The organism is Pigmentiphaga sp. CHJ604 (genome assembly GCF_036972535.1).
Lineage (GTDB): Bacteria > Pseudomonadota > Gammaproteobacteria > Burkholderiales > Burkholderiaceae_B > Pigmentiphaga > Pigmentiphaga daeguensis.
In genome coordinates, this window is sequence record NZ_CP136998.1 from 4,399,991 (window position 1) to 4,426,872 (window position 26,882).

The window sequence follows — 26,882 nt, forward strand, 5'->3', positions numbered from 1 at the left end:
CGGATGCTCCTCAGGCCACGGCCGCGGCGGCCGGACCGGTCTGCCGGGCGATGGGCTCGCCTTCCTCGTACAGCACCACGGTCATCGCGGTGGTGGTGGCCAGGTAATAGTTCTGGTGCAGCTTGCGCAGCGGGCCGGTGCCCAGCGCGCCCCGCATGGACAGCCACATGATCTGCTCCACGCTCTCGGCGCCGCCCAGGCGTACGTAGTCGGCGTGTTTCATCCGCATCAAGGCTTCGGGATCTTCTTCCAGCAGGCGCAGGAACTCCATGTCCCACTCGGTATTGTTGAAGCCGGTGCGCTCGCCATGGACCTGGTGGGACAGGCCGCCGGTGCCCACCACCACCACCTTCAGGTCCTCGGGATAGGATTCCACCGCGCGACGCACGGCCTGCCCCAGGCGATAGCAGCGGCGCGCCGTGGGCAGCGGATACTGCAGCACGTTGATCGCGACGGGCACCACGGTGCCCGGCCAGTCGGGCTGGTGCGGCCAGAGCAGCGGCAGCGGCGACGCACAGCCGTGGTCGATGGGCTTGTCCTGGAAGACGGTGATGTCGAACTCGTCGTTCACCAGGGACTCGGCGATGTGGGCCTGGAAATCGACGTTGCCACGGATGGCGGGCAGGTTGCGCAGGCCCGCGCCCTCGTCGGCAATGGGAAAGCGTTCGCCCACGCCCAGCGCGAACGTGGGATACATGTCGAAGAAGAAGGTCGTGCAGTGATCGTTGTAGAAGAACACCAGCACGTCGGCCTGCTTCTCGGCCAGCCAGGCGGCGACCGGCTTGTAGCCGTCGAACAGCGGCGCCCAGGCCGGATCGTTCTGCTTGCCCTTGTCATAGGCGACGCCTATGGTCGGCACGTGCGAGCTGCCGATGCCACCGATGATTCTTGCCATGATGTACTCCGTATCGAATGAGGCCGGCGCGTCTTCGCCGCCATGCGCCACGCGACCCTTTTTGTGCGTAGCGCAGATTATATGGGATCCCAAAATAAAGCAATAAAGGGTTTTTTCGGGGTCTGAATGGCGACTTGGGATCCAATACGGGATCCCAAACGGGTCTTATACTTGCATCCACCTCGCCAGCCGCGAGGCAGCCGCATTCATCACTCAGGGAGCACGCATGCAGCAGACCACCACCATGCTGCATATTCGTGAAATGATCCTCCGGGGCGAACTCGCGCCGGGAGAACGGGTCCGGGAAGCCGACCTGGCCGAACGGCTGGGCACCTCGCGCACGCCCGTGCGCCAGGCGTTGCCCGCGCTCGCCCAGGAAGGGCTGCTGGTGCCGTCCGGCGCCCGCGGCTTCGCGGTGCGCGCCTTTTCCGCCCGCGAAAGCACGGAGGCCCTGCACGTGCGTGCCGCGCTGGAGGGGCTGGCGGCGCGCGCGCTGGCCACCAACGGCGCCAGCGCCGAACTGCTGGCCGAACTCAAGGACTGCCTGGCCCAGGGCGATCGCATCTTCACCGACCGCCGCCTGTCGGACGACGACGAGATCCGCTACGCGGAAATGAACGCGCGCTTCCATACGCTGATCCTGGAAGGCGCCGACATGCCGCTGCTGGCCAGCCTGGTCAGCCGCTGCAACATCGTGCCGTTCACCGACCCGCTCACGCTGGCGTTCGACACGCAGAGCCGGGACATGATGTTCAATTTCCTGTTCTACGCCCACCGGCAGCATCACGCCATCGTCACCGCCATAGAAAGCGGGCAGGCCGACCGCGCCGAAAACCTGTTCCGCGAGCACGCCTACACCCAGGTCCAGAGCCAGGGCGCGGATTTCGAGAAGGAAGCGGGACTGACCTCGGCCGCCGGCGCCCGGCACAAGCACCGGGGGCCGAGGCTGGTCTAGACCTGCGAGTAGACCGCCAGCGCGCCGCCCACGGCGAAGAGCCCCATGACGGCGCGCCGCACGATGGGGTCCAGCGTGCGGCACTCCACCAGCCGGTGGAAGGCGGCGCCGCCGGCCACGCTGACCAGCACCGCCAGCCCCATGCCAAGGACATTGGCCGCGGCCTGCTCCGGAAAGAAATGGAACACCAGGGCGCTGACCACCAGGCACAGCGGGAAGTGCACCAGGAACACCGAATAGGAGATGCGCGCGAGCCGGCTCAGGAATCCCGGCACCGCCACCGTCTCCAGCCAACCCGCCTGACGGGCCGCGCCCAGCAGCAGCATGATGGCCGCCGCCACCACGATGCGCTCGCGGAAATCCGCGACCAGCGCCGCGGCCACCACCCCGGCCATGGCCAGCAGCCACAGGCCGCCCCTGGGCCGGCCGGTCAGCCAGTAGGCGCAGCATCCCAGGCCGTAGTAGGCGAAGAAATACAGCGCGGTTTCGTCCCAATAGGGATTGCGGTTGAAGACGAACAGCGACGCCAGCGTCAGGCCGCCTATGGCCGCGGCGCCCAGCCATCCCCAGGTCGGGCGCCGCACGCTGATCCAGCGCGACAGCCCCAGCAGCAGGGCCATGACGCTGAACAGCTGGAAATCGATGCCCACGTACCAGACGCCCGCCGACAGCGACTCCTGGCGCAGGAGGCCGTTGCTCAACAGCACGTGGGCCGCCAGTTGCGGCGCCGTGGGCGTATCCGGGATCGAATCGTGCGCCATCCACACCCGCGCCAGCGCGGCGCAGGCCATGGCCAGCACCAGCGCCGCCATGAAGGGCACCGCCAGCCGGAAATACCGCCGCTTGATCGCGGCCAGGGGCTGCTCCACCCGCGACACGCCCGCCGGGGCGAAAGCGCGCGCGGCCAGGAATCCCGACACCACGAAGAACGCCATGACGGCCATCCTGCCGTAGTGCATCAGCGCATCCAGCACGCGCGGCATGAGCGGGTGGGCGATCTCGGACATGGGGCCGTAGAAGGCCAGGTGATGGAGCACGATGGCCAGGCAGGCGACGGCCTTGATCGCATCGATCAGCGGCATGCGGGAGGTGGGGGAGGACATGGCCTATGGAAGTGGCGAACCGGCGTTCGACGCGACGCTTGTGTTCGGGGGTGGCGCGTATCTTAGCGCCGGGCGCCCGGTCCGGCGCGGGGAAACGGCTTTTTTACAACACCCTTCGGCATGGGCGGCACGCCGCTTGCGTCTGCCTCGGTTCGCTCACGACCAGGGAACCGACATGAAACTCCAGGACAAGATCGCCTGGGTCACCGGCGCGGACAGCGGCATCGGCCAGGCCGTGGCCGCGACGTTCGCCCGGGAAGGCGCCGATGTGCTGGTTCACTATCACCGGGATGAAGCGGGAGCACGCGCCACCGCCGCGCAGGTGCGGGCCGCCGGACGGCGCGCCGAGATCCTGCAGGCCGATTTCTCCGACCCCGCCCGGACGCAGGCCTTCTTCGAACAGGCCTTCGGAAAGATGGGCGGCCTGCATGTGCTCGTGAACAACGCCGGCACGGGAGCCTCGCACCAGGATTCGCTGGAAATCCCGCCCGACGAATTCTCGTGGATGCTGAACATCAATCTCGTGTCGCCCTGGCTTCTGTGCCAGGCGGCAGCCCGCCACATGCTGTCCGCCGGCGGCGGCGCCATCATAAATATTACGTCGGTGCATGAAGAAATTTCCCTGCCCGGCAGCGCGGCCTATGACGCATCCAAGGCGGGATTGCGGTCGATCACGCGGACACTGGCGCTCGAGCTGGCCTCGCGCGGCATACGCATCAACAACGTCGCCCCCGGCATGATCGCCACGCCCATGACGCAGGATCGCCTGGAAGACCCCGCGCAGGCACGCGAGTCGGCCTCGCAGATCCCGCAGGGGCGGCCGGGCCAGCCGCAGGAAGTGGCCAACGTGGTACTGTTCCTGGCCTCGGACGACGCCAGCTACGTGACGGGCAGCAGCTACTTCGTCGACGGCGGCCTGATGCGCAACCTGGGCGGCACCTGATCCGGGGCGGCGCCCGCCTCGCTTCGCTCGCGTCGCAGGGTCGCGCGAAATCCCGTGACCCTGCCCTCTTCCACACGATTGGCCAGCGCCAACGAAAGGCCATGCGCGGCCGCGATACGCCGGACGATCGACAAGCCCAGCCCGCTGCCTCCCTGCACTTGCCCCGCTCCACGGAAAAAACGATCGCCCAGGCGTTCCAGTTGTTCCGAGGGGACGCCGGCCCCGGGATTCTCCACATGGATGGCGTCAACGTCGAAGCGCACGGAAACGGTCGCATGGTCCGGACTGTAGCGAACGGCGTTGTCCAGCAGGTTGCGCAGCAGCAGCGTCAGCAGATACTGGTCTCCCGACAAGGGAATCGGCGTCCCGCCTGCCTCCGGCCACAGCACTTCCACATCGATTCCCTTGCGCCCCGCAAGCAGCAGGCAATCCGACAAGGCTTGCCTGACGACAGCCTGCCAATCGATCACGTCCTTGAATGCCGGCGCCAGCGAATGCTCGAGCCGCGCCAGGTCCAGCAGTTGGGTAATCAAGTGGTTCAGCCGCTCGATGCCCGCTTCGACATTGCGCTGAGCCTGCATTCTTTCCACTGGATCCCCGGTGCGCATCGCTGCATCCCATTGCGCTCGCAACGCCGCGACAGGGGTTCGAAGCTCATGAGCCGCGTCCGCGGTCAGGCGACGTTCGCTCTCTATGGCTTGCGCAGTCCGGCCAAGCAGTTGGTTCATCGCCAGCACCAGGGGCCGCAACTCGCCGGGCACCTGCGCGGCGTCCATGGGTGTTGGATCGTTCGGCTCACGCCGGGCGATCTTGGTCGACAAGGCCACCACGGGCCTCAACGCGCGGCGTACGCCGAAGACCAGTACGGCAACCAGCACCAGCAGGCCGACGATCCACAATAAAGCCTGGCCCAGCAAATACGTGTAGACAAGTTCATCCCGCTCCCCCAGGCGCTGACCGACGCCCACGCGCCAACCATCCGGGCCGGCAGCTTCGATGTAATACAGGCGCCATGGTTGTCCTTCGAAATATTGATCGAGGAAACCCAGTTTGCCGGCATTGACCGGCAGGTTGTCTCCCTCAGGATTCACCTGCAGTCGCTTCCCGTCGGGCAACCATGCCGCCACAGCGATGTCACCCAGGCCCGCATAGCCCATATCGCCGGCCATCCCGGTCTCGCTTGCGCTGCCGGCAAGGACATCCGGGGTGGAAAACCTGGGCAACAGGGCATGTACCTGCTGCGCCATTCTTACCATGTCCGTGTCATAGAGCTCATTGATCTCGACCCGAGTGCGATAGTAGGTCAGCCCCAGCGTCAGCAGCCAGGCAAAGGGCGCTGCGGCGAGAATCGTGATGAGGAGACGCTTCTGGAGTGTCATGCGTCGGCATCCTCCGGTCCCAGCGCGTACCCCGCGCCGCGTAGCGTGCGCACGATGCCGGGATGGATCTTGCGCCGAAGGTGGTGCACGTGGACCTCCAGGGCATTGCTTTCCAGGTCCTCGCTCCAGTCGTAGAGTTTTTCGCGAATGAACTCCCGCGTCAGAACGCGATTAGGATTCATCAGAAACAGCTCGAGCAGGGAAGACTCGCGACCGGTCAACTCCACGGGCTCTCCCTTCCATGCAGCCTGGCGCGTTGCCGGCTCGAAGGCCAGACTGCCATGTCGCCACACGGGTTCGGGCAAGCCGATCTGTCGCCGCGTCACGGCTCTCAGCCGCGCGACCAGCTCATCCAGCGTGATGGGCTTGATGAGGTAATCGTCGGCTCCGTCGTTCAGGCCCGCTACCCGGCTCTCGACCGCGTCGCGGGCCGTCAGGATGACGATGGGAATGGCGTTGCCCTGCCCACGCCAGCGTCGCAGCAACCGCATGCCGTCCTCGCCGGGCAGCCCCAGATCCAGCACCACGGCGTCGTAGCGCACCATACCCATGGCCTGGTCCGCATCCTTGCCGTTGGTGAACCAGTCTGCCGCGATGCCCAGTGCCTTGAGCCCACGTGCTAGGCCATCCCCTAATGGGGGATCGTCTTCAACGATAAGGATTCTCATTTTTCCAGGACGTGAAGAAACCGGGACTCGACAAGCGTATCACCGACATCGTCCTGCTTGACGCGCTTAATGTGTCGTTAAGGTTGGAACCCTAACATCGCGCTCAAGTTGCATGCCAGGGTTACACGATGACGTCCCTTCTTTGCCAGCCCGGTTCCGGTCCCGCTTCGTCGCTACCGGTATTCGGCAGTGCACGCGACCTCGACCGCGCGCCTCTCGAACTGCGCGTTCACGATCGCCACGATCCCCACCGGGCGCGGATCGAGTCCTACATCCAACAGCGATACGAGGAACAGTTCGGCGCTGTGTTGCGCGACTGGCTTCCTCAACTGGTCAGCGTCCAGATCGACGGCGAGATCATGGCCGCGGCTGGCTACCGGCACGCGGCCGAACCCCTTTTCCTGGAACGCTACCTTGCCCACCGGATCGAAGACAGCCTGCCAGCCCGCGACGGGCAGTGCCCATCCCGGTCCAGGATCGTCGAGGCCGGCCAGTTCGCGGCAACACGCGCCGGAGCGGGCCGGCTGCTGATCCCCATGCTGGCGCGCCACCTTCGCGGCCAGGGATATCAATGGGCCGTCACGACGGCCACGCGAGAGCTTCGGCGAATGTTCACCCGGATGGGCATCTCGCCGATGATGCTTGCCCCGGCGCCGGCATCGGCGCTGGACGAGCCGGCGCGGCGCGACTGGGGAAGCTACTACGAACACGATCCCTTCGTGGTCGCCGGATATCTCGGACAGGTCGTGGACGAACTGGGCATCGAATGAAAATCGACGATTTCTTCGCTCGGCTCGCCGTCCATGCCGGACAAGACCGGCGGCCCGCCATCGTGGGCACCGGCGGTTCGCACCTCTCCTACTCGGACCTGATCGCACGGGTGGATTCAACTGCGCAGCGGCTGCGTGACGCCGGCGTCCGCGTGCTGGCCACCGTACTCGACAACGGTCCGTCATGGATCGTCGCCGATCTGGCCACGCTCCGCGCCGGCGTCGTGCACGTTCCCTTGCCCGGCTTCTTCACGCCAGCCATGCAGGCGCTGGCGCTGGAGGTCTCGGGAGCCGATGCACTGGCATCGACGCGCGAATCGGCGCCGCCGGCAGGCTTCGACGCCGCCGTGCCCATCGGTCCGGACCTGGCTCTATTCCAACGCGATGTCCGTTCCGTCACCATGCCGCCCGGCACCGTCAAGATAACCTTCACCTCGGGATCCACGGGTCAACCCAAGGGTGTGTGCCTGAGCGGCATCCAGATGCTGGAGGTGGCCCGTGGCCTGGCTCAAGCCGTGGAAGGGCTTGCCATCGAACGGCATCTGAATACGCTGCCCTTCCCCGTGCTGCTGGAGAACATCGCGGGAGTCCAGGCCCCCTTGTGGCAGGGCGCATCGTGTGTGGCATTGCCACTCGACGCGATCGGCTTGTCGGGTTCGTCGAGTTTTTCCCCCGGGACCTATCTGCAGACGTTGCAAGCGTACCAACCCCATAGCATCATCCTGCTGCCGCAGATGTTGCGGGCAATCACGGCCACACTTGCCGGCGCCCGGCTTCGCGCACCGGCCAGCCTGCGCCTGGCCGCTGTCGGCGGCGCAGCAGTGGGTCGCGTACTGCTGCGGCAGGCCCATGCAGCGGGCCTGCCCGCCTACGAAGGCTACGGCCTGTCCGAAGGCGCTTCGGTGCAAACGCTGAATCTTCCCCATGCGCATCGACCGGGCAGCGCGGGTCGTCCCCTGCCCCACGCACGGGTGCGGACCACCGCCGACGGCGAGATCGAAATCTGCGGCAGCGTCTTCGCCGGATATCTCGGCCAGGCCCATGAACCACCGCAATGGTGGCCGACTGGGGATCTGGGACGTCTGGATGAAGAAGGCTATCTGCATGTCCACGGACGCAAGAAGCATGTCCTGATTACCAGCTTCGGCCGCAACGTCTCCCCCGAATGGGTCGAGACCGAACTGCGCGCGGAGCCCGCCATCCTCCAGGCAGTCGTCCTGGGGGAAGGACGCCCCACCTTGGGCGCCGTCCTGTGGCCGCTCCACCCCGGCGTCGACGACACTCGCATCCGGCATGCCATCGAACAAGCCAACGCCCGCTTGCCGGACTACGCCCGCATCGGCGCCTGGTGCCGGGCCGACACTCCCTTCGATGCGGATTCGGGCCTGGCGACCGCCAATGGCCGCCCCCGCCGCGAGGCCGTCGCCGCCTTGTATGAACACCGGCTGTTCGCAGACCCGAACGCCAGTCCAGCATTCGACGCACAGCCCAAGAGGTAGAACCCATGCCATTCTTCGACGAGCTGCTCCACGACACAGCGGATCAGCGCCTGGCGCTCCAGACCGTTCCCGTCATCCAGGCATGCCTGGCCGGACAGGTCGCGCGCGATACCTATGAAGCGTTCCTGCGGGAGGCATATCACCATGTGCGCCATACCGTGCCGCTGCTGGCCGCATGCCGCCAGCATCTTCCTTCCCGGATCGCCTGGCTGCGCGGCGCATTGGCCGAATACATCGAGGAAGAACAGGGCCATGACGAATGGATCCTGGACGACCTGCGCGCATGCGGCGTCGACGCGGAGTCGGTCCGCGCCTCGCCACCCGGCGCCGCGACCGCTCGCATGGTCGCCCATGCCTATCATGTGGTGGAAGGGGACAATCCCGCCGGTTTCTTCGGCATGGTGCACGTGCTCGAGGGCACCAGTGTCGCGCTGGCACTGGCCGCGGCACGGAACATCCAGCAGGCCCTTGGACTTCCCGATACCGCCTTCGGCTACCTGCGTTCACACGGCACGCTGGACCAGGAACACACCCGCCATTTCGCCGAACTGATGAACCGGCTCGCCGATCCGCGGGACCAGCAGGCGGTGGTACGGCGCGCACGCGAATTCTACGGGTTGTACGCCGACATCTTCCGTGGGCTGCCCACGGTTGCCGCCGAAGGAGGCGCCCCATGAAACCCCAGCAGATGTCGATCGCGTTGACCGGCGCCTCCGGCGGCATCGGAGCTGCCCTGGCCCGCCGGCTGACAAGCGCCGGGGCACGCATGCTGTTGATCGGCCGCTCCAAGGACGCGCTGCTCGCACTGGCTTCGGAGCTATCCGCCGGTGCGCAGAACCGCCGGCGCGTGGACGCGCTCATCGTCGACGTCACCTCGGAATCGGGCCGCCAAGCCATCCGCGATGCGGCCCAGGCCCGGGATGTCAACGTCCTGATCAACAACGCCGGGCTCGCGGGCTTCGGCCCGGCCGGCGCGCTGGATGACCATGAAACGGAAGCCGTGCTGCGAACCAACCTTCTCGCCCCCATACTCCTGACAGCGAACCTTCTGCCCCATTTGCGCCAGCAGCCCTGCGCACAGATACTCAATATCGGATCCACACTGGGTAGCATCGGCGTCCCGGGCTTCTCGGTATATGGCGCCAGCAAGGCCGGGTTGCGGAGCTACTCCGAAGCACTGCGCCGCGAACTGGCTGACTCGCCTGTTCGGGTCCAATACCTCGCGCCGCGCAGCGTGCGCACTCCTTTCAACGACGAACGGGTGCAAGCGTTCAACGCGGCGACCGGCTCGCGCGCCGACTCCCCAGAATGGGTGGCGCAAGTCGCGCTTCGCCTGCTTCAGACCGGACGCGCGCAATGCTTCATGGGAACGATGGAACCCATCGCCGCCCGCTTGAATGGCGCGCTGTCGGTCCTGCTCGACGGCGCCTTCCGCAAACACCGGCGGGCTTTGCAACAATCCGTCCTTCCCCACGGAGATCATCGATGAACCTCTCTGCACTCAATCACGGGTTGGGCCGCTTCGCGGCCAGCCTGGCATTTTCCGCCCTGGCCTTCCAGGCCGGCGCCGCCGGCCTGGAAGACGATATCGACCGGATCCAGCGGGAATGGGCCGTGATCCAGTACAAGGTCCCCGAGGCCCAGCGGGTCGACCGATTCACCTCGCTCGCGCAGCAGGCCCACGCAGTAACCCAGGCAAATCCGCAGCGCGCGCAAGCCCATGTCTGGGAAGGGATCGTGCTGAGTTCTCTCGCCGGAGCCAAAGGGGGACTTGGGGCACTGGGCATCGTCAAGCAAGCCAAGGCGGAATACGAGGCGGCGATCCAGATCGACCCGAATACGCTGTCCGGCTCGGCACTGAACAGCCTGGCGGTGCTCTACTACAAGGTGCCGGGCTGGCCGGTGGGTTTCGGCGACAACGCCAAGGCGGAGCAGTTGTTCAAGCAGGCGCTGGCGGTCAACCCGGATGGCATCGATCCCAACTACTTCTACGCCGACTACCTGGTCTATCGCGAGCGCTACGCCGATGCGATGCCCTACCTGGAAAAGTCCCTGAAAGCGCCACCGCGCGCCGGCCGCGAAGTGGCCGATGCAGGGCGGCGGGAAGAAGCGCGTGCGCTGCTGGAGAAGGTGAAGGCCAAACTCGGTGGCTAGGCGGCCGGCCCGGACGAGGCTGGGCCGGCGCCAGCCCCCCGGCTCCCGAGTGACCACTTTAATAGTGCCATTATTAGGATGTTTAAAACATTCTAGAGATAGAATGTTTCGCAGCTCATCCCTACGTACACGGATACTCCGCTGGTATCGATGCAGCCTTCCTTGTTCTTTCCGGGGGGCAGGTCCATGCTCGAACTCATCGAGACGCTTCATTGGGGCGCCGTCTTCCAGATCATCCTGATCGACATCCTGCTGGGAGGCGACAACGCCATCGTCATCGCCCTGGCCTGCCGCAACCTGCCTCACGGACAACGGATAAAGGGCATCCTGTGGGGCACCGCCGGCGCCATCCTGCTGCGCGTCCTGCTGATCGCCTTCGCGCTGGCGCTGCTCAGCATGCCCTTCCTGAAGATCGTGGGCTGTGCGCTTCTCATCTGGATAGGCATCAAGCTGCTGGCCCAGGAGAAGGACGCGCATGGCGACATCGATGGCGGCACGTCCGTCTTCGGCGCCATCCGGACCATCATCATCGCCGACTTCGCCATGAGCCTGGACAACGTCATCGCCATCGCCGGCGCGGCCGAAAGCGCCCACCTCGGGCACCAGCTGTACTACGTGATCTTCGGCCTGTGCGTCAGCGTACCCGTGATCGTCTGGGGCAGCACGCTGGTGCTCAAGCTGATAGACCGCTTCCCCGTGATCGTCACGCTGGGCGCGGGCATGCTGGGCTGGATCGCCGGCGGCATGCTGATCAGCGACACCTTCGTGCTCGAACACGTGGGCGAACCCGGCCCCATGGTCGAACTCGCGGTGCAGATCGTCGCCGCGCTGTCCGTCATCGCGGTGGGCAAGTGGCTGGTCATGCATCGGCGGCACCAGCCGTCCATCGGCTAGGTCGTGTTAACACTAATGGTGTTAATCATGAAAATTAAGAGATACTTCGGTGATGGAAATCAGCGAAGCCCAATTCAAGCAGATAGAGCATTGCCTTCCTCGCCAGCGGGGCAATGTGAGCATGAGCAATCTGAACGTGCTGAACGCGATCCTGTACGTGGCCGAGCACGGCTGCAAATGGAGAGGGTTGCCGGAGCGTTTTGGCAACTGGCACACGATCTATACGAGAATGAACCGGTGGTCCAAGAGCGGCGTTCTGGATCGGGTGTTCGAGCAACTGCAGCAGTCGCAGATTGTCCGGATACGCATCGAGGCGGTGTCGCTGGACAGCACGATAGTCAAAGTGCATCCGGACGGTACGGGGGCCCTCAAAAAAAAGGCCGCCAAAGCATTGGCAAGTCTCGAGGAGGCTGGACCACCAAGATTCATCTGGTTGCCGCGGATGCTCGAACGGCAGTGATCTTCGCGCTGTCGCCGGGCCAAGCCGGCGATGGCCCGCAGGGGCGGGCACTGTTGCGCCGCCTGGGCAGACCGAATCGGCCACTGCACTTGCTGATGGACAAAGCCTACGAAGGCAACGAGACTCGGCAACTGGCCTTGGATTTGGGATACATCCCAGTCGTGCCGCCATTGAAGACGCGTGTTCAGCCATGGCAGTACGACCGGGAGATGTATAAGCGGCGCAACGAGGTCGAGCGCCTGTTTCGGCGACTCAAAGGCTTCCGCAGAATCTTCTCCCGCTTCGACAAACTCGACGTCATGTTTACCGGGTTCATCAATTTCGCCCTGATTGCAGATGGGCTGCGTTGTGTTAACAGGCCCTAGGCCGATCGGCGGCTGTGAGCACAGCACGAACCTACAGGTGGAAATCCCCGGCGGCTTCCGGCTGGTAAAGCACTTTCTCGATGCAGATACGGCGGGTGCGGTCCGAAATCCGCCAATCGATGGCATCTCCCTCCTGGTAGCCCAGGATCGCCGCGCCGACGTCGGAGCACACCGACAGCTTCCCGGCACTGCCGTCCGCGTCCTCGGGGTAGACCAGGGCCACCTCCACTTCCTCGTCGTCCAGATGCAGCAAGGCGCGGGAATTCATCGTGACGACGCTCCGCGCCACTTGCCGCGGATCGACGACGATGGCTCGCTCGATCTCGTGCTCGAGATCGACCACGGCCGGCCCCTGCTCGAGCGCGATCAGGCTGCTGAGCCGGGCCTTGTCGATTTCGGTGATATGGATATCGGTGGAATCGCCCACGGCGTTTTCGCGCAAGAGCCGGAGATAGTGCTCGACAGTCATGGAAAACGACTTCAGCGTCGGCGTTTCGCTTTCAGGCAGGAAGCCGCAGCGCAGGAAGGCTTTCAGCGAACGCGCGTTGTCCGGGTGGATCTTGGCGATGAGTTTCTCGGCCCGCATGTCGAAGAAGGCGAGCTTCATGCCTTCGAGGATGGCGCTGGCGCCGAGCTTGCGACCCCAGTTGTCGCGATCCCCGATGACCAGGACTATCTCGCAGTCCGGCCCCGTCTTGACGAGGCGCACGAAGCCCACCGGCACATCGTGCCGGTCGTAGGCCATGAAGAATCGGCCGCCCTGGTTGAACAGATGGGTCAGGATGGGCAACTGGACCCGGCCGATGACCTGTTCGATGAAGCGGGAGACATGGCGCGAATCGCTCAGATAGCGGATGACGCGCTCATCTTCCAACCAGTCCATCAGAGTCAGCGCGTCTGCCCGAGTGATCTCTGGACATAGCGAAATGAAAGGCTTGTTCATCTTCACCACACGTGGCTGCGAATGAAAGCCCTTCATGGCCACGGCCATGACGGTTCTTTCGACAAAAAACGCACAAAAGAAAAACGCCCTAGGCCGCCGGGCGCCTAAGGCGTCTTTCCTTGCTGAATTCTTGGTGGGCTGTGAGTGGCTCGAACACTCGACCTACGGATTAAGAGTCCGCTGCTCTACCAACTGAGCTAACAGCCCTGCAAAGAAGCAAGATTATAACGACTTTTTTCGACTTGTGCGAATCAAGGCCTGCCGCTCCCTTTCCGGCCGGCATCGACTTCCGCGGCCGCCCCCGCCAAGCCGCCCGCGCGGCTGGGTAGAATCGCCCTATCCCCTCTTCAGACCGCCCCCATGCAGACACGACGCCCACGCCCCTGGACCGCCCTCGCCCTGCTGTGCCTGGCCCTCTGGATGTCGCGGCCGGCCGACGCCGCCGCTCCCGACCCCGCGGCCGTGACGCCGGCCCAGGCGCGCCAGGTCCTGGACCTGCTGCGCGACGACGCCCGGCGGGCGGAACTGGAGCAGACGCTGAGCGTCATCGCCGAGGCGACGGAGCAGCAGGCCGCCCCGCCGGCGGCCGCGCCCGCCGCGCCGGAAGCGCCGGTCGCCCTGGAGAAGGACGGGCTCATCGCCCAGGCCTTCACGCAGGCGGGCAAGTGGGTGGACTCGGCGCTGGGCGAACTGCGGCTGACGGGAGCGACGCTGTGGTCGCTGCGGTCGGCGGGCGCCTGGTGGCAGTACTACCTCGGCACGCCGGAGGCCCGCACGGCGACCTTCCAGGGCCTGGGCACGATTCTGTTGATCCTGGCCGTGGCCCTGGGCGTGGAAGCGGGTATCGGGCGACTGCTGCGCCGGCCGCGCGCGATGCTGCTGGCCTACGCGGAACGCCGGTACATCCCGGATACCGTTCCGCCCTCCGCGCCCGACCCCGACACGGAAACGCCCGCCGAGCCCGACCAGCACCTGCGCATCGTGCGCCGGCTGCCCGCCGCGCTGGCGCATGCCATCCTGGCCCTGGTGCCGCTGGCCGGCTTCCTGGTGGTGGCGACGATACTGATGAGGCTGTTCGGCGCGCCGGCCGCCGGCTTCTATCCGTTCATCCTGCCGCTGATCGGCGCCTACCTCGCCATGCGGCTGACGATGACCGCGCTGCGCCTGCTGACCTCGCCGTCGGGTGCCTGCCTGCGCCTGTCCCGGCTGGGCGACGAATCGGCGCGCTATCTGGACACCTGGCTGCGGCGCGTGGTGGCGGTCGGCGCCTTCGGCGTGGCCGCGACCGAGATCGCCTACCTGCTGGGGGCCGGCGACGATGCGCGCAACGCGCTGTCCAAGCTGGTGGGCCTGGCCGTGCACGCGATGCTGATCGTCATGGTGGTCCAGCGGCGGCGCCAGGTGTCGCGCTGGATACGCGGACAGGAACACGAGGGGCTGCGGGCGGTGCTGGCCAATGTCTGGGCGCCCACCGCCATCGCGGTCATCGCCGGACTCTGGGTGGTATGGGCGCTGGGCACGGCCAGCGGGCTGTCGCAGTTGCTGCACTATGTCTGGCGCACGGCGCTGGTCATGCTGGCGGCTACCGTCCTCAGCATGATCCTGCTGGGGGCGCTGGACCGCGCCTTCTACAGCGACGCCCCCGCGGCGGGCGGCGGCCAGCCGGGCCGGCGGCCCTACCAGACGCTGGCGCAGCGTGTCGTGATGATCCTGGTCTTCGTCGCCACCGCGATCGCGCTGCTGGAGGTCTGGGGCGTGCACGCGCTGGACTGGTTCGAGGCCGGCACGGTGGGCCGCAGGCTGGTCTCGGCCACCGCGACCATCGCGGTGGCCTGCGTCCTCGCGCTGGTCGCCTGGGAAGCCGCCAATCTGTCGATCAACCGCCGAATGGAGCGCTGGACCCGGGCCGGCGATCTCGCCCGCGCCACGCGGCTGCGCACGCTGGTCCCCATCCTGCGCACGACGCTGTTCATCGTAATCGCGCTGATCGTGCTGTTCACCGCGCTCAACGAACTGGGCATCAACATCGCGCCCCTGCTGGCCGGCGCCAGCATCATCGGCGTGGCCATCGGCTTCGGCTCGCAAAAGCTGGTGCAGGATTTCATCACCGGCATCTTCCTGCTGATGGAGAACGCGATGCAGGTGGGCGATTCGGTGACGCTGGCGGGGGTATCGGGCACGGTCGAGTACCTGTCCATACGCACGGTGCGGCTGCGCGCGGGCGACGGCGCCCTGCACGTGGTCCCCTTCAGCGCCGTGGGCACGGTCTCGAACAGCAACCGCGGCATCGGCAACGCCTCCGTGCGGGTCAGCGTCAGCGCCGACTCGGACCTGGACGAGGTCATCGCCGCGATCCGCAACGTGGGCGAGGAAATGCGCAACGACCCCGACCTGGGTCCGCTGATGCTGGCCGACCTGGACCTGTGGGGCGTGGACCAGGTGGACGGCGCCTCGGTCACCCTGGCCGGACAGATCCGCACGCTGGATCGCGGCAAGGCCGCGGTGCAGCGCGGCTTCAACCAGCGTCTCTATCGCCGTTTCAAGCAGTTGGGAATACAGTTTGCAAATCCGCAGGCCAGTTTCGTCCGCCGCCTGGACGGCGACGGACGGCAGGCCGCGGCGCCGCAACCGTCGGCGGGCGGCGGCTCGGAGGCTTGACCCCGGGCATGAGTCTTGCCGACTCGACCACGCGACAATTTGCGGGAGCATCGCATGAAGACTGAACCCAAGAACCGTTCGGAGAAGGACTCGAAGGACAAGGCCAAGCAGTCCGACGAGGGGCTGCCGACCTACCAGGAACTGCTGGACGACTCGCTGGAGGACACTTTCCCGGCCAGCGATCCGATCTCGCCCGGGGCCGCCGCGCATGCCGAAAAGGAAGTCCGTACCGGCAAGGACGACAAGGACTGGAAGCTCAAGCCCAGCCATCCCAAGAAATGACCGATCCTCCGGCGGGTCCGTTTCCTGCTGGAGTCCCGGACCGGGCCCGGTGTGGCCCGGTTCATTCGGACTACCCAGGAGACGAAGATGGCCCGAGATGTGACGACAGTACTGAACGACTTGATCGAGACCTGCAAGGACGGCGAGTACGGCTTTCGGCAAGCTGCCCAGGACGCCCACGATCCCGAGTTGAAGACACTTTTTTCCCGGCGCGCGGGCGACTGCTCGACAGCCGCGGCCCAGTTGCAGGAGCAGGTCGCGGCGCTGGGCGACCAGCCCGAGGAAGGCGGTACCGCGGCCGGCGCGCTGCACCGCGGCTGGCTGGGGCTGAAATCGGCGGTGGCGGGGCGTACGGACCTCGCCATCCTGGAGGAATGCGAACGCGGCGAGGACGTGGCCAAGAGCCGCTACCAGGCTGCCCTGCGCGAGGAACTCCCGCCCCAGCTCCTGGCCCTGGTACAGGTGCAATACGAGGGCGTCGTGCGCAATCACGACCAGGTGAAGGAACTGCGCGACCGGATGCGCGCACACGCGTAGCCGTGGACGGAGGGCGGCCTGCCGGCCGCCTTCCCGCTAGCGCCGCTCCAGGAAAGCGGTTCGCGCCAGGTTGTTTATCAATCCGACCAGTTGCGGAAACTCCACCGGCTTGGCCAGGTAGACCTGGAAGCCCGCCGCCAGCGCGCCGATACGGTCCTCGCACCGGCTGGCCGAGGTCAGGGCGACGGCGGGAGTCGGGGTGGGAAAGCGATCGGGCGCGCCGCGCTCGAGTTCGCGGATCCGGGCCAGCGTATCGCTGCCGTCCATGCCCGGCAGGGTCATGTCGCTGACGATGACATGGGGCAGGCCGTCCGAGTCCGCCCTGCGCAGGTACTCCAGGGCCGACCCGCCGGATTCGCACGCGACGACCTCTCCTCCCGCCTGCTTCAAGGAGTCGGCCAGTTCGCCGCGCGCCTCGGCATGCCCCTCGACCAGGAGGATACGCACGTCGTTCAGGGTCGCGGGTGAGGCCGCTCGCGTGCCGGTCCCCGCGGCCGGCCCGGGCGCCTGGCCTTCGCCGGCCAGCGGCAGGTAGATGGAGAAGAGCGCGCCCTGGCCTTCGCCTCCGCTCTGGGCGGCTACCCTGCCGCCCTGCAGCTCGGCCAGATGCCGCACCAGCGTCAACCCCAGGCCCAGCCCGTCGGGACGGCGGGCACGGAAGGCATCGAGCTGGCGGAACGGATCGAACAGATAGGGCATGACGTCGGCCGCGATGCCCTTGCCGGTGTCTCCGACGGCGATCCTGGCCTCGGTCTGCGTCGCCTCGACCCGTACCGAGACCTGGCCGTCGGGCAGGCTGAACTTGATGGCGTTGTCCAGCAGGTGCCCCACCATCTGCTCGATGCGCTCGGCGCTGCCCCAGACCCGGACCTCGCCGGGCGGCAGCTCGGCGCGCAGACTCACGTTGCGTTCGGCAGCCTTCGGAGCGGCCTGCGCGACCGCGCGCTCGACGATGGGCGCCAGCGCTTCCAGCCTCATCGAAAGCTGGAGGCGGCCCGTCATCGCATGGGTGGCGTCGAGCAATTCGTCGATCAGCCTGACCTGCTGCTGCACGCCGGTCCTGATGCCCGCCAGCGCTCGCGCCACCGTCGGCACGCCGGCGTCGACGCGGCTCTCGAGCACGTGGGCCCAACTCTGGATGCCGTTGAGCGGGGACCGCAGTTCGTGGGAAACCATGGACAGGAACTGGTCGCGTACCCCGATCGCCGTTTCCGCCTGCGTCCGCGCCGCCTGTTCGCGCAGCAGCAGCGTGTCGAGCTCCACCTGGGCGCGCACCCACGCGCTGACATCCACGGTCGTCACCAAGGCGCGCCCGCCGGCGCCGTCGGCCACGACGCGGACGCGGAAGTGGCGGGTGGAGGATCCGGTGTCTATGCGATAGTCGAAGGTCTGGGCCTTTCCCGTGGCCAGCGCGTCCGCCACCGCCTGCTCGTAGGCCGACGCGATGTAGGGCGCCACGCCGAGCTCGCGCGCGGTCTTGCCGACAAACGCCGCCGGCTCGATGCCGAACAACTCGCCGGCCGCCCGGTTGGCGTATAGATAGCGCAAGGATGCGTCGTAGGCGACGAGGGCATGAGGCAGCAGGTCCAGCAGCCGGCCCTCGTCGGCCTGGTTGCCATCAGGCGGGCGCGCCGCGGCGGACTCGCGCGCGGGCAGGCAGGTGCCGCTGAACCCCACGAATTGCCGGTTGGCCTCCAGGCTGGGGTGGGCCAGGGTATGCGCGTCCACCTGCCGCCCGTCGGCGGTGGCCACCCGGTGCGCCACGTCGAAAGGAGCCGCTTCGGCGGCTCCCTTGGCGACGGCGGCCCGGACCCGCTCGCGCTGGTCTGCCGGCACGCATGCCAGCCAGCCCCAGCCCAGGGCCGCCTCGGCGGACTGCCCCGTCAGGCGGGTCCAGGCGGGATTCACATACACCCACTCCCCCGTCGTGGAAGCGGACCAGAGCACGCCCGGGGCGTGCTCCGCCAAAATGCGATAGGAAGGACCGGACGGCCCGGCCGCCTGCGAAACGCGTCGTGCAACCATGTTCAACCGCGAAAAAGGCGCTGCATGTTCATCGGTTTTCTTGCCCTCCGCGGTCAGCGGGACCATTCGCCCTCATAGCCCTCTTCCGTCTCCTCGGGGGACCGGACGAAGAAGGTGGCCAGGAACGCTCCCAGCGAAACCAGGAACAGGACGAAGGCGATATTGGCGGCACTGGCCGCGAAATCGCCGAGTCCCACGACGGCAACAAGCAAGGGGATCACGAAAAAGATAGTAGCCCAGCGCAACATGGTTCTTCTCCTTGGCTTTCCCGTAAAGACGCGTCCCGCTGACGGCGGGCTCTGTTCGACGCGTCGGACGTCGTGCCGGATGACGAGCACATTCCGTACCATGCCGCGCTTGCCCTTTGAAAAGCCTGTTGCACTGGGTAATCGGGGGGTCTCTTATAAGATTTGCATGGTGCCCTGTCCCGCCTCAGGTAAGAATTACATGTAAATCTTGCAAGCGATCCGCAGGCTGCCTTCTCCGGCTACAAGTTCTACACTGGAGGCTGACCCGGGAGCCCCTCATGGACCTGTCCGACCTCGCCGCGGTGCTGGCGCGCCGCTATGACGATGAACTGATCCCCCTCTTGGCCGACTACGTGCGCGTGCCCGCCAAGTCGCCCATGTTCGATCCCAATTGGGCCGAGCACGGTCACCTGGCCGCGGTGGTGGACGCGGCGGCGAAGTGGGCGCGCGCTCAGCCGGTCACGGGGCTGCAGGTCGAGATCGTCGCCATCCCGGGCCGCACACCCTGCCTGTATTTCGAGGCGCCGGCCACCCAGGGCCTGGGGGGCGACCGCACCGTGCTGTTCTACGGCCACCTGGACAAGCAGCCCGAGATGACCGGCTGGCGCCAGGACCTGGGTCCGTGGACGCCGAAGATCGAGGACGGCAAGCTGTACGGTCGCGGCAGCGCGGACGACGGCTACGCCGTCTATGCCGCCCTGGCCACGCTGGCCGCGATGGACGCCCAGGACATACCCCGCCCCCGCTGCGTGGGGCTGATCGAGACCTGCGAGGAAAGCGGCAGCTATGACCTGCCCGCCTACCTGGACCTGCTCGCCCCGCGCATCGGTCCGCCGACGCTGGTGGTGGGCCTGGACTCGGGTTGCGGCAACTACGAGCAACTGTGGGTGACGACCTCGTTGCGCGGACTGACCGGCGGCGTGCTGACGGTCGAGATCCTGGACGAGGGCGTCCATTCGGGCATGGCCAGCGGCCTGGTGCCCTCGTCGTTCCGGATCGCGCGCCAGCTGCTCAACCGGATCGACGACCCGGCCACCGGCCGCGTGCTGCTGCCTGAACTGCATGCCGCCATCCCCGGGGAACGCCTGGCCCAGGCCCGTACCGCCGGCGCCATCCTGGGCGACCAGGTGTGGAAGCAGTTTCCCTGGGTAGGATGCTCGCACGGCGCCGACGGCCACGCCCATGCCCTGCCCACCACCACCGACCCGGTCGAGGGCATCCTGAACCGCACCTGGCGGCCGGCGCTGTCCGTCACCGGCGCGGCCGGCCTGCCGTCCATCGACGCCGCGGGCAACGTGTTGCGCCCCAAGACCTCGCTCAAGCTCAGCATGCGCCTGCCGCCCACGGTGGACGCCGACCGCGCGACGCGGGCGATGAAGGCCGCGCTGGAGCAGGACCCTCCCTACCAGGCCCGGGTCCGGTTCGAAAGCGAGGGTGGCGCCGGCGGCTGGAACGCGCCGCCGACCGCGCCCTGGCTCGCACGCGCCCTGGACGCGGCCTCGCAGTCGGCCTTCGGGCAGGGCACGGCGTGGATAGGCGAAGGCGGCACCATACCCTTCATGGGCATGCTGGGCGCGAAATTCCCCGAGGCCCAGTTCCTGATCACCGGCGTGCTGGGCCCCCGGTCCAACGCCCACGGACCCAACGAGTTCCTGCACATTCCCTACGTGAAGAAGCTGACCGCGGCCGTGGCCCACGTCATCGCCCAGGTCCGCTAGCCCCGCGCGCGCAACAGCCAGGTGGCGCAGAACAGCGCGGGAATCACCAGCAGCCCGTATGCCCAGGCATAGCCGGGCTGGCCGGCCTCGCCCGCCAGCGATGCCACGTAGCTGAACAGGGGTTGGCCCACGAGCACCCCGAAATAGGTGAACAGCAGCGTCCCGCCCGTGGCCGCGCCGGCCTGGCCCGCCGGCGAGCGCCGCGCGACCTCGGCCAGGAACACACCGTTCCAGCCTATCGCCGAAGCGCCGAACACCACGGCGACGGCGGCCACCAGGATCCATGGCGTGGACGCCTGCAGGCAGGCGGTGGCGACGCAGCTTCCCGCCATCGTCAGGGCCAGTCCGCCCAGGACCTTGCGTGGCGGGGCCCAGCGATCGGCCACGATGCCCCACAGGATCCGTCCGGCCACGCCGGCCACCTGGGACAAGGACAGGATGACGCCCGCCGCGATCAGGGTCCATCCCAGCGACAGGTTCAGGTAGGTCACCAGATAGGCGGTGATCGCCAGCTGGATGAAGGAGAACAGCAGCGAACACACGGCCATGAGGCGCAGCGCGGGCGTGCGCCAGACCAGTCCGACCGGCCGCGCCAGGTCTTGCCAGCGCCACGGTGCGGCGGCCTCGCCCGGCGCGTCCAGGCTGCGCCGCACGCTCTGCGCGACCAGCATGCACAGCAGGCAGGCCGCGGCGCAAACCCCCAGCGCCCACCGCCAGCCCAGCACGTGCTCGATCTGCGGACTGACGAGCGCGGCCAGCACGCCGCCCAGCGGCACGCCGGTCTGCTTGATCGAGAACACCAGCGACATGCGGTGGGCGGGCGTGCTGCGCATCAAGAGGTAGGAACTCGATGGCGTGATGGGTCCATACCCGGCGCCGATGACCAGGGCCCCGAGGGCGGCGGCCGCGGGTCCGCCGCTGCACAGCAGGCCCATGCCCAGGCCACACAGCAGCAGGGCCGCCTGGCTGCATCGCACCGCGCCCAGGCGGTTGACCAGGGTGCCGCCGACCACGCTGGTGAACATGGCGCCCAGGTAGACCAGGGCCATGTAGAAACCGATGGCGCTCGAGGGCAGGCCGAGTTCGCGCGTGGCCACCGGGCCGACCACCGCCGGCGCGATGGTCGCCGCCGAGGCCAGGGACTGGATCGCCAGCGTGACGGCCAACACCCACGCCGTGGAAGGTTGGCGCGGGCTATGCTTCATCCATGGCCTTCACGATGTGTTCCAGGACCTTGACCCGGGCGGTGCGCTTGTCGTCGTCGGCGATCACGATCCAGGGCGCGTGCGCGGTGTCCGTGCGCGCGATCATGTCGCGCGCGGCCGACATGTAGTCGTCCCACTTGCGCCGGTTGCGCCAATCGTCCGGCGTGAGCTTGAAGTTCTTGAAGGGGGAATCGCGGCGCTCCTTGAAGCGGCGCAGTTGCTCCTGGCGCGAGACCGACAGCCAGAACTTCAGCACCACCGCGCCGCCGCGGCGCAACTGGTCCTCGAAATCGTTGATCTCGTCATAGGCGCGCCGCCACGTGGCGGGCGGGATCAGGGACTCGACCCGCTCGACCAGCACCCGGCCATACCAGGAGCGATCGAAGATGCACACCCGGCCATGCAGCGGCAGGTGGCGCCAGAACCGCCACAGATACGGATGGGCCAGCTCGTCGTCGCTGGGCGCGGAGATGGGGACGATATCGAAGTCACGCACGTCCAGCGCGTGCGAGACGCGCCGGATCGCGCCGCCCTTGCCCGCGGCATCCACGCCCTCGAACACCAGCACCAGCGAGCGCTTGCGAAAGCGCTTGGCGCGGACCTGCTCCGACAGGCGCGCCTGCCAGCGGGCCAGTTGCCTTTCGTAATCGACCTCGTCCAGCTTGCCACCGCCCGGCGCCGGCTCGAGCGCCGCGCCGGAACGGCCGGCATGGCGCGCGGCCTGCAGCGGCGGCCGGCGCGGTGCGCGCGGCAACGGCTCGCGCATCGCCTGCAATACCGCCGCAGCGGTCTCGACGGCGCGCAGCCGGGCATCGGCGCTCGGCACCACCCGCCAGGGCGTATAGGCCGCGTCGGTGGCGCCCAGCACGATCTCGCCAGCCGTGCGCAGCCGGTCGAATTTTTTGCGGACCTTCAGGTCGGCCTCGGACACTCGCCAGGCCGTGGCGGGGTCGGCCAGTTGCGCATCGATGCGGGCGATCTGCGCGCCGCGCGACAGGTGATACCAGAGCTTGAGCATCCGCACCCGCTCGCTGGCCAGCATGGCCTCGAAGCGCAGGATCTCGGCGGCCATCGCCCCGATGCGGTCCATGTCGGGCTTCTTGCGCGCCGCCTCCTTGAAAAGCGGCGCATACCAGGAACCGAAGACGATGCCGGTCTGTCCCAGCGCGGGCAGCGCGTTCCAGTAGCGCCACATGGCCGGCCGCTGGGCCTCGTCCACGCTCGGATCGCCGAAGGCCAGGGTACGGATGTGGCGCGGGTCCATCCACTCGTTGAGCAGGTTGATCGCCGACCCCTTGCCCGCGCCATCGATCCCCGCCACCACGATCAGCACCGCACGGTCGCGTTGCTTCAGGAGCTCGTACTGCTGTTGGAGCAGTTCCGTCCTGAGCACGAGCTCGCGCCGCTCGTACTCCCGCTCGTCCATGGACGGGTCCCGCTCGGCTCGTTCGAACACGAAAAGCTCCCTGGTTCTGGCATCGCTCATCCTTTACCACAGTCGCTTGCAGGGACACAAGCCGATGCGCGCAAGGCTTCTGCTAACCTGGAATCATCCAGGCCCGCAGGCCGGGCCGGGCAGGCAAGGAGATGAACATGCAAACCCGAGTTGAAAAGGACACCTTCGGTCCGATCGACGTTCCCGCCCAGCATTTATGGGGCGCCCAGACCCAGCGATCGCTGCAGTTCTTCGCGATCTCGCACGAGAAGATGCCCGCGCCGCTGATCACGGCCCTGGCCCAGGTCAAGCGCGCCGCCGCCCGCGTCAACGCCGAACTGGGCCTGCTCGACGGCCGCGCGGCTCACGCCATCGAGGCGGCGGCCGACGAAATCATCGCCGGCCGCTGGCCGGACGAATTCCCGCTTAGCGTCTGGCAGACAGGCTCGGGCACGCAGACCAACATGAACGTCAACGAGGTACTGGCCAACCGGGCCTCGGAACTGCTGGGCGGCGAACGTGGCGAGGCGCGCCTGGTCCATCCCAACGATCACGTCAACCGCGGCCAATCCTCCAACGACGTGTTTCCCACGGCCATGCACGTGGCGGCGGCGTTGCAGATCCACGCCCGCCTGCTGCCCGCCCTGGCGCGGCTGCGCAAGACGCTGGGGGACAAGGCTCGGGCCTATGCGGACATCGTCAAGATCGGCCGCACCCACCTGCAGGATGCCACGCCCCTGACCCTGGGGCAGGAACTGTCGGGCCACGAGGCCCAGCTCCTCCTGGCCGAAGAACAGATCCGCCATGCCCAGCGCAGCCTGCTGCAGCTGGCCATAGGCGGCACCGCGGTCGGCACCGGCCTGAACACCCATCCGGAATTCGGCGCGAAGGTGGCCGCCGAACTGGCCCGCGAAACCGGCCTGCCGTTCGAGTCGGCGCCCAACAAGTTCCAGGCGCTGGCCTCGCACGAGGGCCTGCTGTTCTCGCACGGGGCCCTCAAGACCCTGGCGGCCGGCCTGATCAAGCTGGCCAACGACGTGCGCTGGCTCGCCAGCGGCCCGCGCTCCGGGCTGGGCGAGATCAGCATCCCCGAGAACGAGCCCGGCAGCTCCATCATGCCCGGCAAGGTCAACCCGACGCAGTCCGAGGCCCTGACCATGCTCGGCGCCCAGGTCCTGGGCAACGACGTCGCCATCAACATCGGCGGCGCCAGCGGCAACTTCGAGCTGAATGTCTTCAAGCCCATGCTGATCCACAACTTCCTGCAGTCGGTGCGCCTGCTGGCCGACGGCATGGAAAGCTTCGAGAAGAACTGCGTGGCCGGCCTGGAACCCAACCGCGACCGCATCGCCGAACTGGTGGAACGCTCCCTGATGCTCGTCACCGCCCTCAATCCCCACATCGGCTACGACAAGGCCGCCCAGATCGCCAAGAAGGCCCACAAGGAAAACCTGTCCCTGCGCGAATCCGCGCTGGCCCTGGGCTACGTGACGAACGAGCAGTTCGACGCCTGGGTCGTCCCGAAAAACATGGTGTAGGGGTAGAGCCCCCCCCTACGCCCTTCGGGCGCCCCCCAGGGGGCGAAACCGGCGGACTGGCGGAGCCAGATCCGCGGTTTCCTGGGTCTAGGGAAACCATCTTGGACTGAAGCACGGTTGCTACCGCTGGCTGCCAGCGAAGCACCGGCGCCACAACCCAAGACAGCGGTACTAGACCCAGGATGCGGTGGATCCGGCTTTGCCGGTCCACCCGCATCGCCCCCTTGAGGGGGCCCGCGCAAGCGGGTAGGGGGTGGGCTTCCCTTGCGCGCGTCAGCGCGTAGGGGGGGGCTCCCGCCTTCCGCTGACGGCGGAGCCGGCGTTGGCGGAAAGACGGTTGAAGAACAGGACGGACATCATCATCGTGATGCCGATGACCAGGAAGCCGGGGATCACGTCGTAGGCATCGAGCGTGGAGGTGCCGCGCGCGGCCATGCTGACCTTGAGGGCGAAGGCGGCCACGGCCACGCCCAGGCTGATGGCCAGTTGCTGGACCGCGCTGGCCATGCCGGTAGCCCGGCCCATCTGCTCGGGGCCGATGTCGGCATAGGCGAGCGAATTGACGCCGGTCAGCTGCAGCGACCGGAAGAAACCGCCCAGCAGCAGCACGATGATGATGACGGCGTGCGGGGTGGCCGAGGTGAACAGCACGCAGCCGATGATGGACACCCCGGTCAGGAAGGCGTTGACCACCAGGGTGCGGCGGAATCCGAAGCGCTTGATGATGGGGCTGGCGCTCATCTTCATCATCAGCGCGCCCAGCGCGCCGGCGAAGGTCAGCATCCCCGCGGCGAAGGGCCCCATGCCGAACGCCACCTGCAACTGCATGGCCAGCAGGAAGGGCACGGCGCCGACCGCCAGCCGGCAAAGGTTGCCGCCCAGCAGCGCGATGGAGAAGGTCGGGATCTTCAGCAGGCGGAAGTCCAGGATGGGATGCGGCGACCGCTCCGCATGCCTGATATACAGCAATCCGCATACGCCCCCCAGCGCCAGCATCGCCAGCACCATGGGCGTCGACAGCACGCCGTGGCCCACGGCCTCGAAGCAGAACACCAGCGTGCCCAGGCAGACGGCGGTCAGCAGGAAGCCGATGATATCCAGCGGCTGCGGCTGGCCCGCCTCGGTATCGTGGATGTAGCGCAGCGCCAGGATCACGCCCAGGATGCCGATGGGCAGGTTCATGAAGAAGATCCAGCGCCAGGATCCGTATTCGACCAGGAAGCCTCCCACGGCCGGCCCGAAGATGGGCCCCAGCAAGGCGGGCATGCTGAGGAAGGACATGGCGCGCACCAGTTCCGACTTGGACACGGTGCGCAGCAGCACGATGCGTCCCACCGGGACCATCATCGCGCCGGCGAACCCCTGCAGCATCCGGCCCGCCACCATCTGGCCCAGGGTCTGCGACAGGCCGCACAGCGTGGAGCTGAGGGTGAACAGGACGATGGCGGAGGCGAACACCTGGCGCGCGCCGAACCGGTCGGCGGCCCAGCCGCAGATGGGCACGAACACGGCGGCGCTGAGCAGGTAGGCGGTGATCGCGACGTTGAGCCTGACCGGATCCTCGCCGAAAGAGTGCGCCATCGAGGGCAAGGCCGTGGCGATGACGGTGGAGTCCAGCATCTGCATGAACAGCGCGCAGCCGACGATGAGCGGCACGACCATGGGCCCGAGCCGCTGCGTGATCCGGGCGATGAACGGGGAGTGATCGTTGGTGGACAAGGCCATGTCTTTCACTCCCCAAGATGCTGCAGGGCTTTGGCCGCGCGGCCAAGCGCGGCGCGGTCGTCGGGATCGAGCTTGGCGATGCGGCCCGCCAGCCAGTCGGTGCGGCGCTTGCGCACCTCGGCCACCAGCCGGCGTCCCTCCGGGGTCACGGCCAGTCCCACGCGGCGCTTATCCGCGTGCAGGGTCTGGTCGCGCTGGATGTAGCCGGCGGCCTCGAGCTGCTTGATGTGGTTGCTCATGCTGGCGGCGCGCATGTTCTCGCGATTGGCCAGGTCGTTGACGCCTATGCCCGGCTCCTTGTCGATGGCCGACACCAGCATGACCATGAGCGGCGATACGCCGAAGGTCTGGGTCTCGCGCCGCAAGAGCCTGTTCAGCCGCAGGATGGCCGGCCGCAATTGCGCGGCCAGGTCGATCGATTCGTTACCGGTGGGGTCCAACATGATCCTGGCGGGGGCGCACGCATGGGCGCCGCGCCCAATA

At 67.3% G+C, this 26,882-nt stretch carries 25 protein-coding genes and 1 tRNA gene; 14 read left to right on the forward strand and 12 right to left on the reverse strand.

Annotated features, from left to right (window positions below):
• Window positions 1-10: 10 nt before the first annotated feature.
• On the reverse strand, window positions 11-895 hold the full coding sequence (locus R4823_RS21150) for a gallate dioxygenase (protein WP_087837751.1): 885 nt from the start codon (window positions 893-895) through the stop codon (window positions 11-13).
• A 226-nt stretch (window positions 896-1,121) separates the two neighbouring features.
• Here R4823_RS21150 and R4823_RS21155 point away from each other — a divergent pair, with 226 nt between their 5' ends.
• Window positions 1,122-1,850, forward strand: a complete 729-nt coding sequence (locus R4823_RS21155; RefSeq protein ID WP_338616023.1) for a GntR family transcriptional regulator — start codon at window positions 1,122-1,124, stop codon at window positions 1,848-1,850.
• Here the strand turns inward: R4823_RS21155 and R4823_RS21160 are convergent.
• Window positions 1,847-2,953, reverse strand: coding sequence for an acyltransferase (locus tag R4823_RS21160; protein WP_338616025.1), 1,107 nt, complete (start codon window positions 2,951-2,953; stop codon window positions 1,847-1,849). The two genes, R4823_RS21155 and R4823_RS21160, sit on opposite strands and share 4 nt — an antisense overlap.
• Window positions 2,954-3,128: 175 nt before the next feature.
• Here R4823_RS21160 and R4823_RS21165 point away from each other — a divergent pair, with 175 nt between their 5' ends.
• Window positions 3,129-3,896, forward strand: coding sequence for an SDR family oxidoreductase (locus tag R4823_RS21165; RefSeq protein WP_338616027.1), 768 nt, complete (start codon window positions 3,129-3,131; stop codon window positions 3,894-3,896).
• On the opposite strand, the gene R4823_RS21170 is transcribed toward R4823_RS21165, so the two are convergent.
• Both R4823_RS21170 and R4823_RS21175 read right to left on the reverse strand, forming a co-directional pair.
• Window positions 3,851-5,275: an ATP-binding protein gene (locus R4823_RS21170; protein ID WP_338616029.1), complete on the reverse strand. Its 1,425-nt coding sequence runs from the start codon at window positions 5,273-5,275 to the stop codon at window positions 3,851-3,853. The two genes, R4823_RS21165 and R4823_RS21170, sit on opposite strands and share 46 nt — an antisense overlap.
• Window positions 5,272-5,943 (reverse strand): response regulator, encoded by a 672-nt coding sequence (locus R4823_RS21175; protein ID WP_338616032.1) that lies wholly within the window; start codon window positions 5,941-5,943, stop codon window positions 5,272-5,274. The genes R4823_RS21170 and R4823_RS21175 overlap by 4 nt, the downstream gene beginning before the upstream one ends.
• Window positions 5,944-6,071: 128 nt before the next feature.
• Here R4823_RS21175 and R4823_RS21180 point away from each other — a divergent pair, with 128 nt between their 5' ends.
• The 7 genes from R4823_RS21180 (at window position 6,072) to R4823_RS21210 (ending at window position 12,085) form a co-directional block, all read left to right on the forward strand.
• On the forward strand, window positions 6,072-6,713 hold the full coding sequence (locus tag R4823_RS21180) for a thermostable hemolysin (RefSeq protein WP_338616033.1): 642 nt from the start codon (window positions 6,072-6,074) through the stop codon (window positions 6,711-6,713).
• Complete coding sequence (locus tag R4823_RS21185; RefSeq protein WP_338616034.1) at window positions 6,710-8,212, forward strand: AMP-binding protein; 1,503 nt, start codon at window positions 6,710-6,712, stop codon at window positions 8,210-8,212. Before R4823_RS21180 ends, R4823_RS21185 begins: the two co-directional genes overlap by 4 nt.
• Before the next feature lie 5 nt (window positions 8,213-8,217).
• Window positions 8,218-8,889: an iron-containing redox enzyme family protein gene (locus R4823_RS21190; RefSeq protein ID WP_338616035.1), complete on the forward strand. Its 672-nt coding sequence runs from the start codon at window positions 8,218-8,220 to the stop codon at window positions 8,887-8,889.
• Window positions 8,886-9,701, forward strand: a complete 816-nt coding sequence (locus R4823_RS21195) for an SDR family oxidoreductase (RefSeq protein WP_338616036.1) — start codon at window positions 8,886-8,888, stop codon at window positions 9,699-9,701. The genes R4823_RS21190 and R4823_RS21195 overlap by 4 nt, the downstream gene beginning before the upstream one ends.
• Complete coding sequence (locus tag R4823_RS21200; RefSeq protein WP_338616037.1) at window positions 9,698-10,366, forward strand: hypothetical protein; 669 nt, start codon at window positions 9,698-9,700, stop codon at window positions 10,364-10,366. The genes R4823_RS21195 and R4823_RS21200 overlap by 4 nt, the downstream gene beginning before the upstream one ends.
• Window positions 10,367-10,552: 186 nt before the next feature.
• A complete protein-coding gene (locus R4823_RS21205; RefSeq protein WP_087837764.1) occupies window positions 10,553-11,260 on the forward strand; it encodes a TerC family protein in 708 nt (235 codons plus the stop codon).
• A gap of 52 nt (window positions 11,261-11,312) precedes the next feature.
• A protein-coding gene (locus R4823_RS21210; RefSeq protein WP_132980470.1) for an IS5 family transposase occupies window positions 11,313-12,085 on the forward strand; the annotation gives its coding sequence in 2 pieces (ribosomal slippage) (window positions 11,313-11,637 and window positions 11,637-12,085; 774 coding nt in all).
• Window positions 12,086-12,116: 31 nt separating this feature from the next.
• On the opposite strand, the gene R4823_RS21215 is transcribed toward R4823_RS21210, so the two are convergent.
• Together R4823_RS21215 and R4823_RS21220 are read right to left on the reverse strand one after the other, a co-directional pair.
• Window positions 12,117-13,076 carry a bifunctional GNAT family N-acetyltransferase/nucleoside diphosphate kinase regulator gene (locus R4823_RS21215; protein WP_087837765.1) on the reverse strand — a complete coding sequence of 320 codons (960 nt, stop codon included), beginning with the start codon at window positions 13,074-13,076 and terminating at the stop codon, window positions 12,117-12,119.
• 83 nt (window positions 13,077-13,159) lie between these two features.
• A tRNA-Lys gene (locus R4823_RS21220) sits at window positions 13,160-13,235 on the reverse strand.
• A 153-nt stretch (window positions 13,236-13,388) separates the two neighbouring features.
• Here R4823_RS21220 and R4823_RS21225 point away from each other — a divergent pair.
• From R4823_RS21225 to R4823_RS21235, 3 genes are all read left to right on the forward strand, one after another.
• The gene (locus tag R4823_RS21225) at window positions 13,389-15,686 is read left to right on the forward strand and encodes a mechanosensitive ion channel domain-containing protein (protein WP_140416836.1); all 2,298 of its coding nucleotides are present in this window, start codon (window positions 13,389-13,391) and stop codon (window positions 15,684-15,686) included.
• A 54-nt stretch (window positions 15,687-15,740) separates the two neighbouring features.
• On the forward strand, window positions 15,741-15,968 hold the full coding sequence (locus R4823_RS21230) for a hypothetical protein (protein ID WP_087837767.1): 228 nt from the start codon (window positions 15,741-15,743) through the stop codon (window positions 15,966-15,968).
• A gap of 87 nt (window positions 15,969-16,055) precedes the next feature.
• A complete protein-coding gene (locus R4823_RS21235) occupies window positions 16,056-16,505 on the forward strand; it encodes a PA2169 family four-helix-bundle protein (protein WP_087837768.1) in 450 nt (149 codons plus the stop codon).
• A 36-nt stretch (window positions 16,506-16,541) separates the two neighbouring features.
• Here the strand turns inward: R4823_RS21235 and R4823_RS21240 are convergent, their stop codons facing one another.
• Both R4823_RS21240 and R4823_RS21245 read right to left on the reverse strand, forming a co-directional pair.
• Window positions 16,542-18,596 carry an ATP-binding protein gene (locus R4823_RS21240; protein ID WP_338616038.1) on the reverse strand — a complete coding sequence of 685 codons (2,055 nt, stop codon included), beginning with the start codon at window positions 18,594-18,596 and terminating at the stop codon, window positions 16,542-16,544.
• Window positions 18,584-18,778 (reverse strand): DUF1328 domain-containing protein, encoded by a 195-nt coding sequence (locus R4823_RS21245; RefSeq protein WP_338616039.1) that lies wholly within the window; start codon window positions 18,776-18,778, stop codon window positions 18,584-18,586. The genes R4823_RS21240 and R4823_RS21245 overlap by 13 nt, the downstream gene beginning before the upstream one ends.
• A gap of 278 nt (window positions 18,779-19,056) precedes the next feature.
• Between R4823_RS21245 and R4823_RS21250 the strand changes: the two genes are divergently transcribed.
• Window positions 19,057-20,496, forward strand: a complete 1,440-nt coding sequence (locus R4823_RS21250) for a M20 family metallopeptidase (protein ID WP_087837771.1) — start codon at window positions 19,057-19,059, stop codon at window positions 20,494-20,496.
• On the opposite strand, the gene R4823_RS21255 is transcribed toward R4823_RS21250, so the two are convergent.
• Together R4823_RS21255 and pap are read right to left on the reverse strand one after the other, a co-directional pair.
• Window positions 20,493-21,701 (reverse strand): MFS transporter, encoded by a 1,209-nt coding sequence (locus R4823_RS21255; RefSeq protein ID WP_338616042.1) that lies wholly within the window; start codon window positions 21,699-21,701, stop codon window positions 20,493-20,495. The genes R4823_RS21250 and R4823_RS21255 overlap by 4 nt on opposite strands.
• Entirely contained in the window at window positions 21,691-23,157 is a 1,467-nt protein-coding gene (pap, locus tag R4823_RS21260) for a polyphosphate:AMP phosphotransferase (RefSeq protein WP_338616044.1), read from the reverse strand. The genes R4823_RS21255 and pap overlap by 11 nt, the downstream gene beginning before the upstream one ends.
• 137 nt (window positions 23,158-23,294) lie before the next feature.
• Between pap and fumC the strand changes: the two genes are divergently transcribed.
• Window positions 23,295-24,674, forward strand: coding sequence for a class II fumarate hydratase (gene fumC / locus R4823_RS21265; RefSeq protein ID WP_087837971.1), 1,380 nt, complete (start codon window positions 23,295-23,297; stop codon window positions 24,672-24,674).
• A 273-nt stretch (window positions 24,675-24,947) separates the two neighbouring features.
• Here fumC and R4823_RS21270 read toward each other — a convergent pair whose 3' ends face one another.
• Both R4823_RS21270 and R4823_RS21275 read right to left on the reverse strand, forming a co-directional pair.
• Window positions 24,948-26,336 (reverse strand): DHA2 family efflux MFS transporter permease subunit, encoded by a 1,389-nt coding sequence (locus tag R4823_RS21270; RefSeq protein ID WP_338619221.1) that lies wholly within the window; start codon window positions 26,334-26,336, stop codon window positions 24,948-24,950.
• Between the two features lie 68 nt (window positions 26,337-26,404).
• A complete protein-coding gene (locus R4823_RS21275; RefSeq protein WP_087837775.1) occupies window positions 26,405-26,842 on the reverse strand; it encodes a MarR family transcriptional regulator in 438 nt (145 codons plus the stop codon).
• Between the last annotated feature and the right edge of the window lie 40 nt (window positions 26,843-26,882).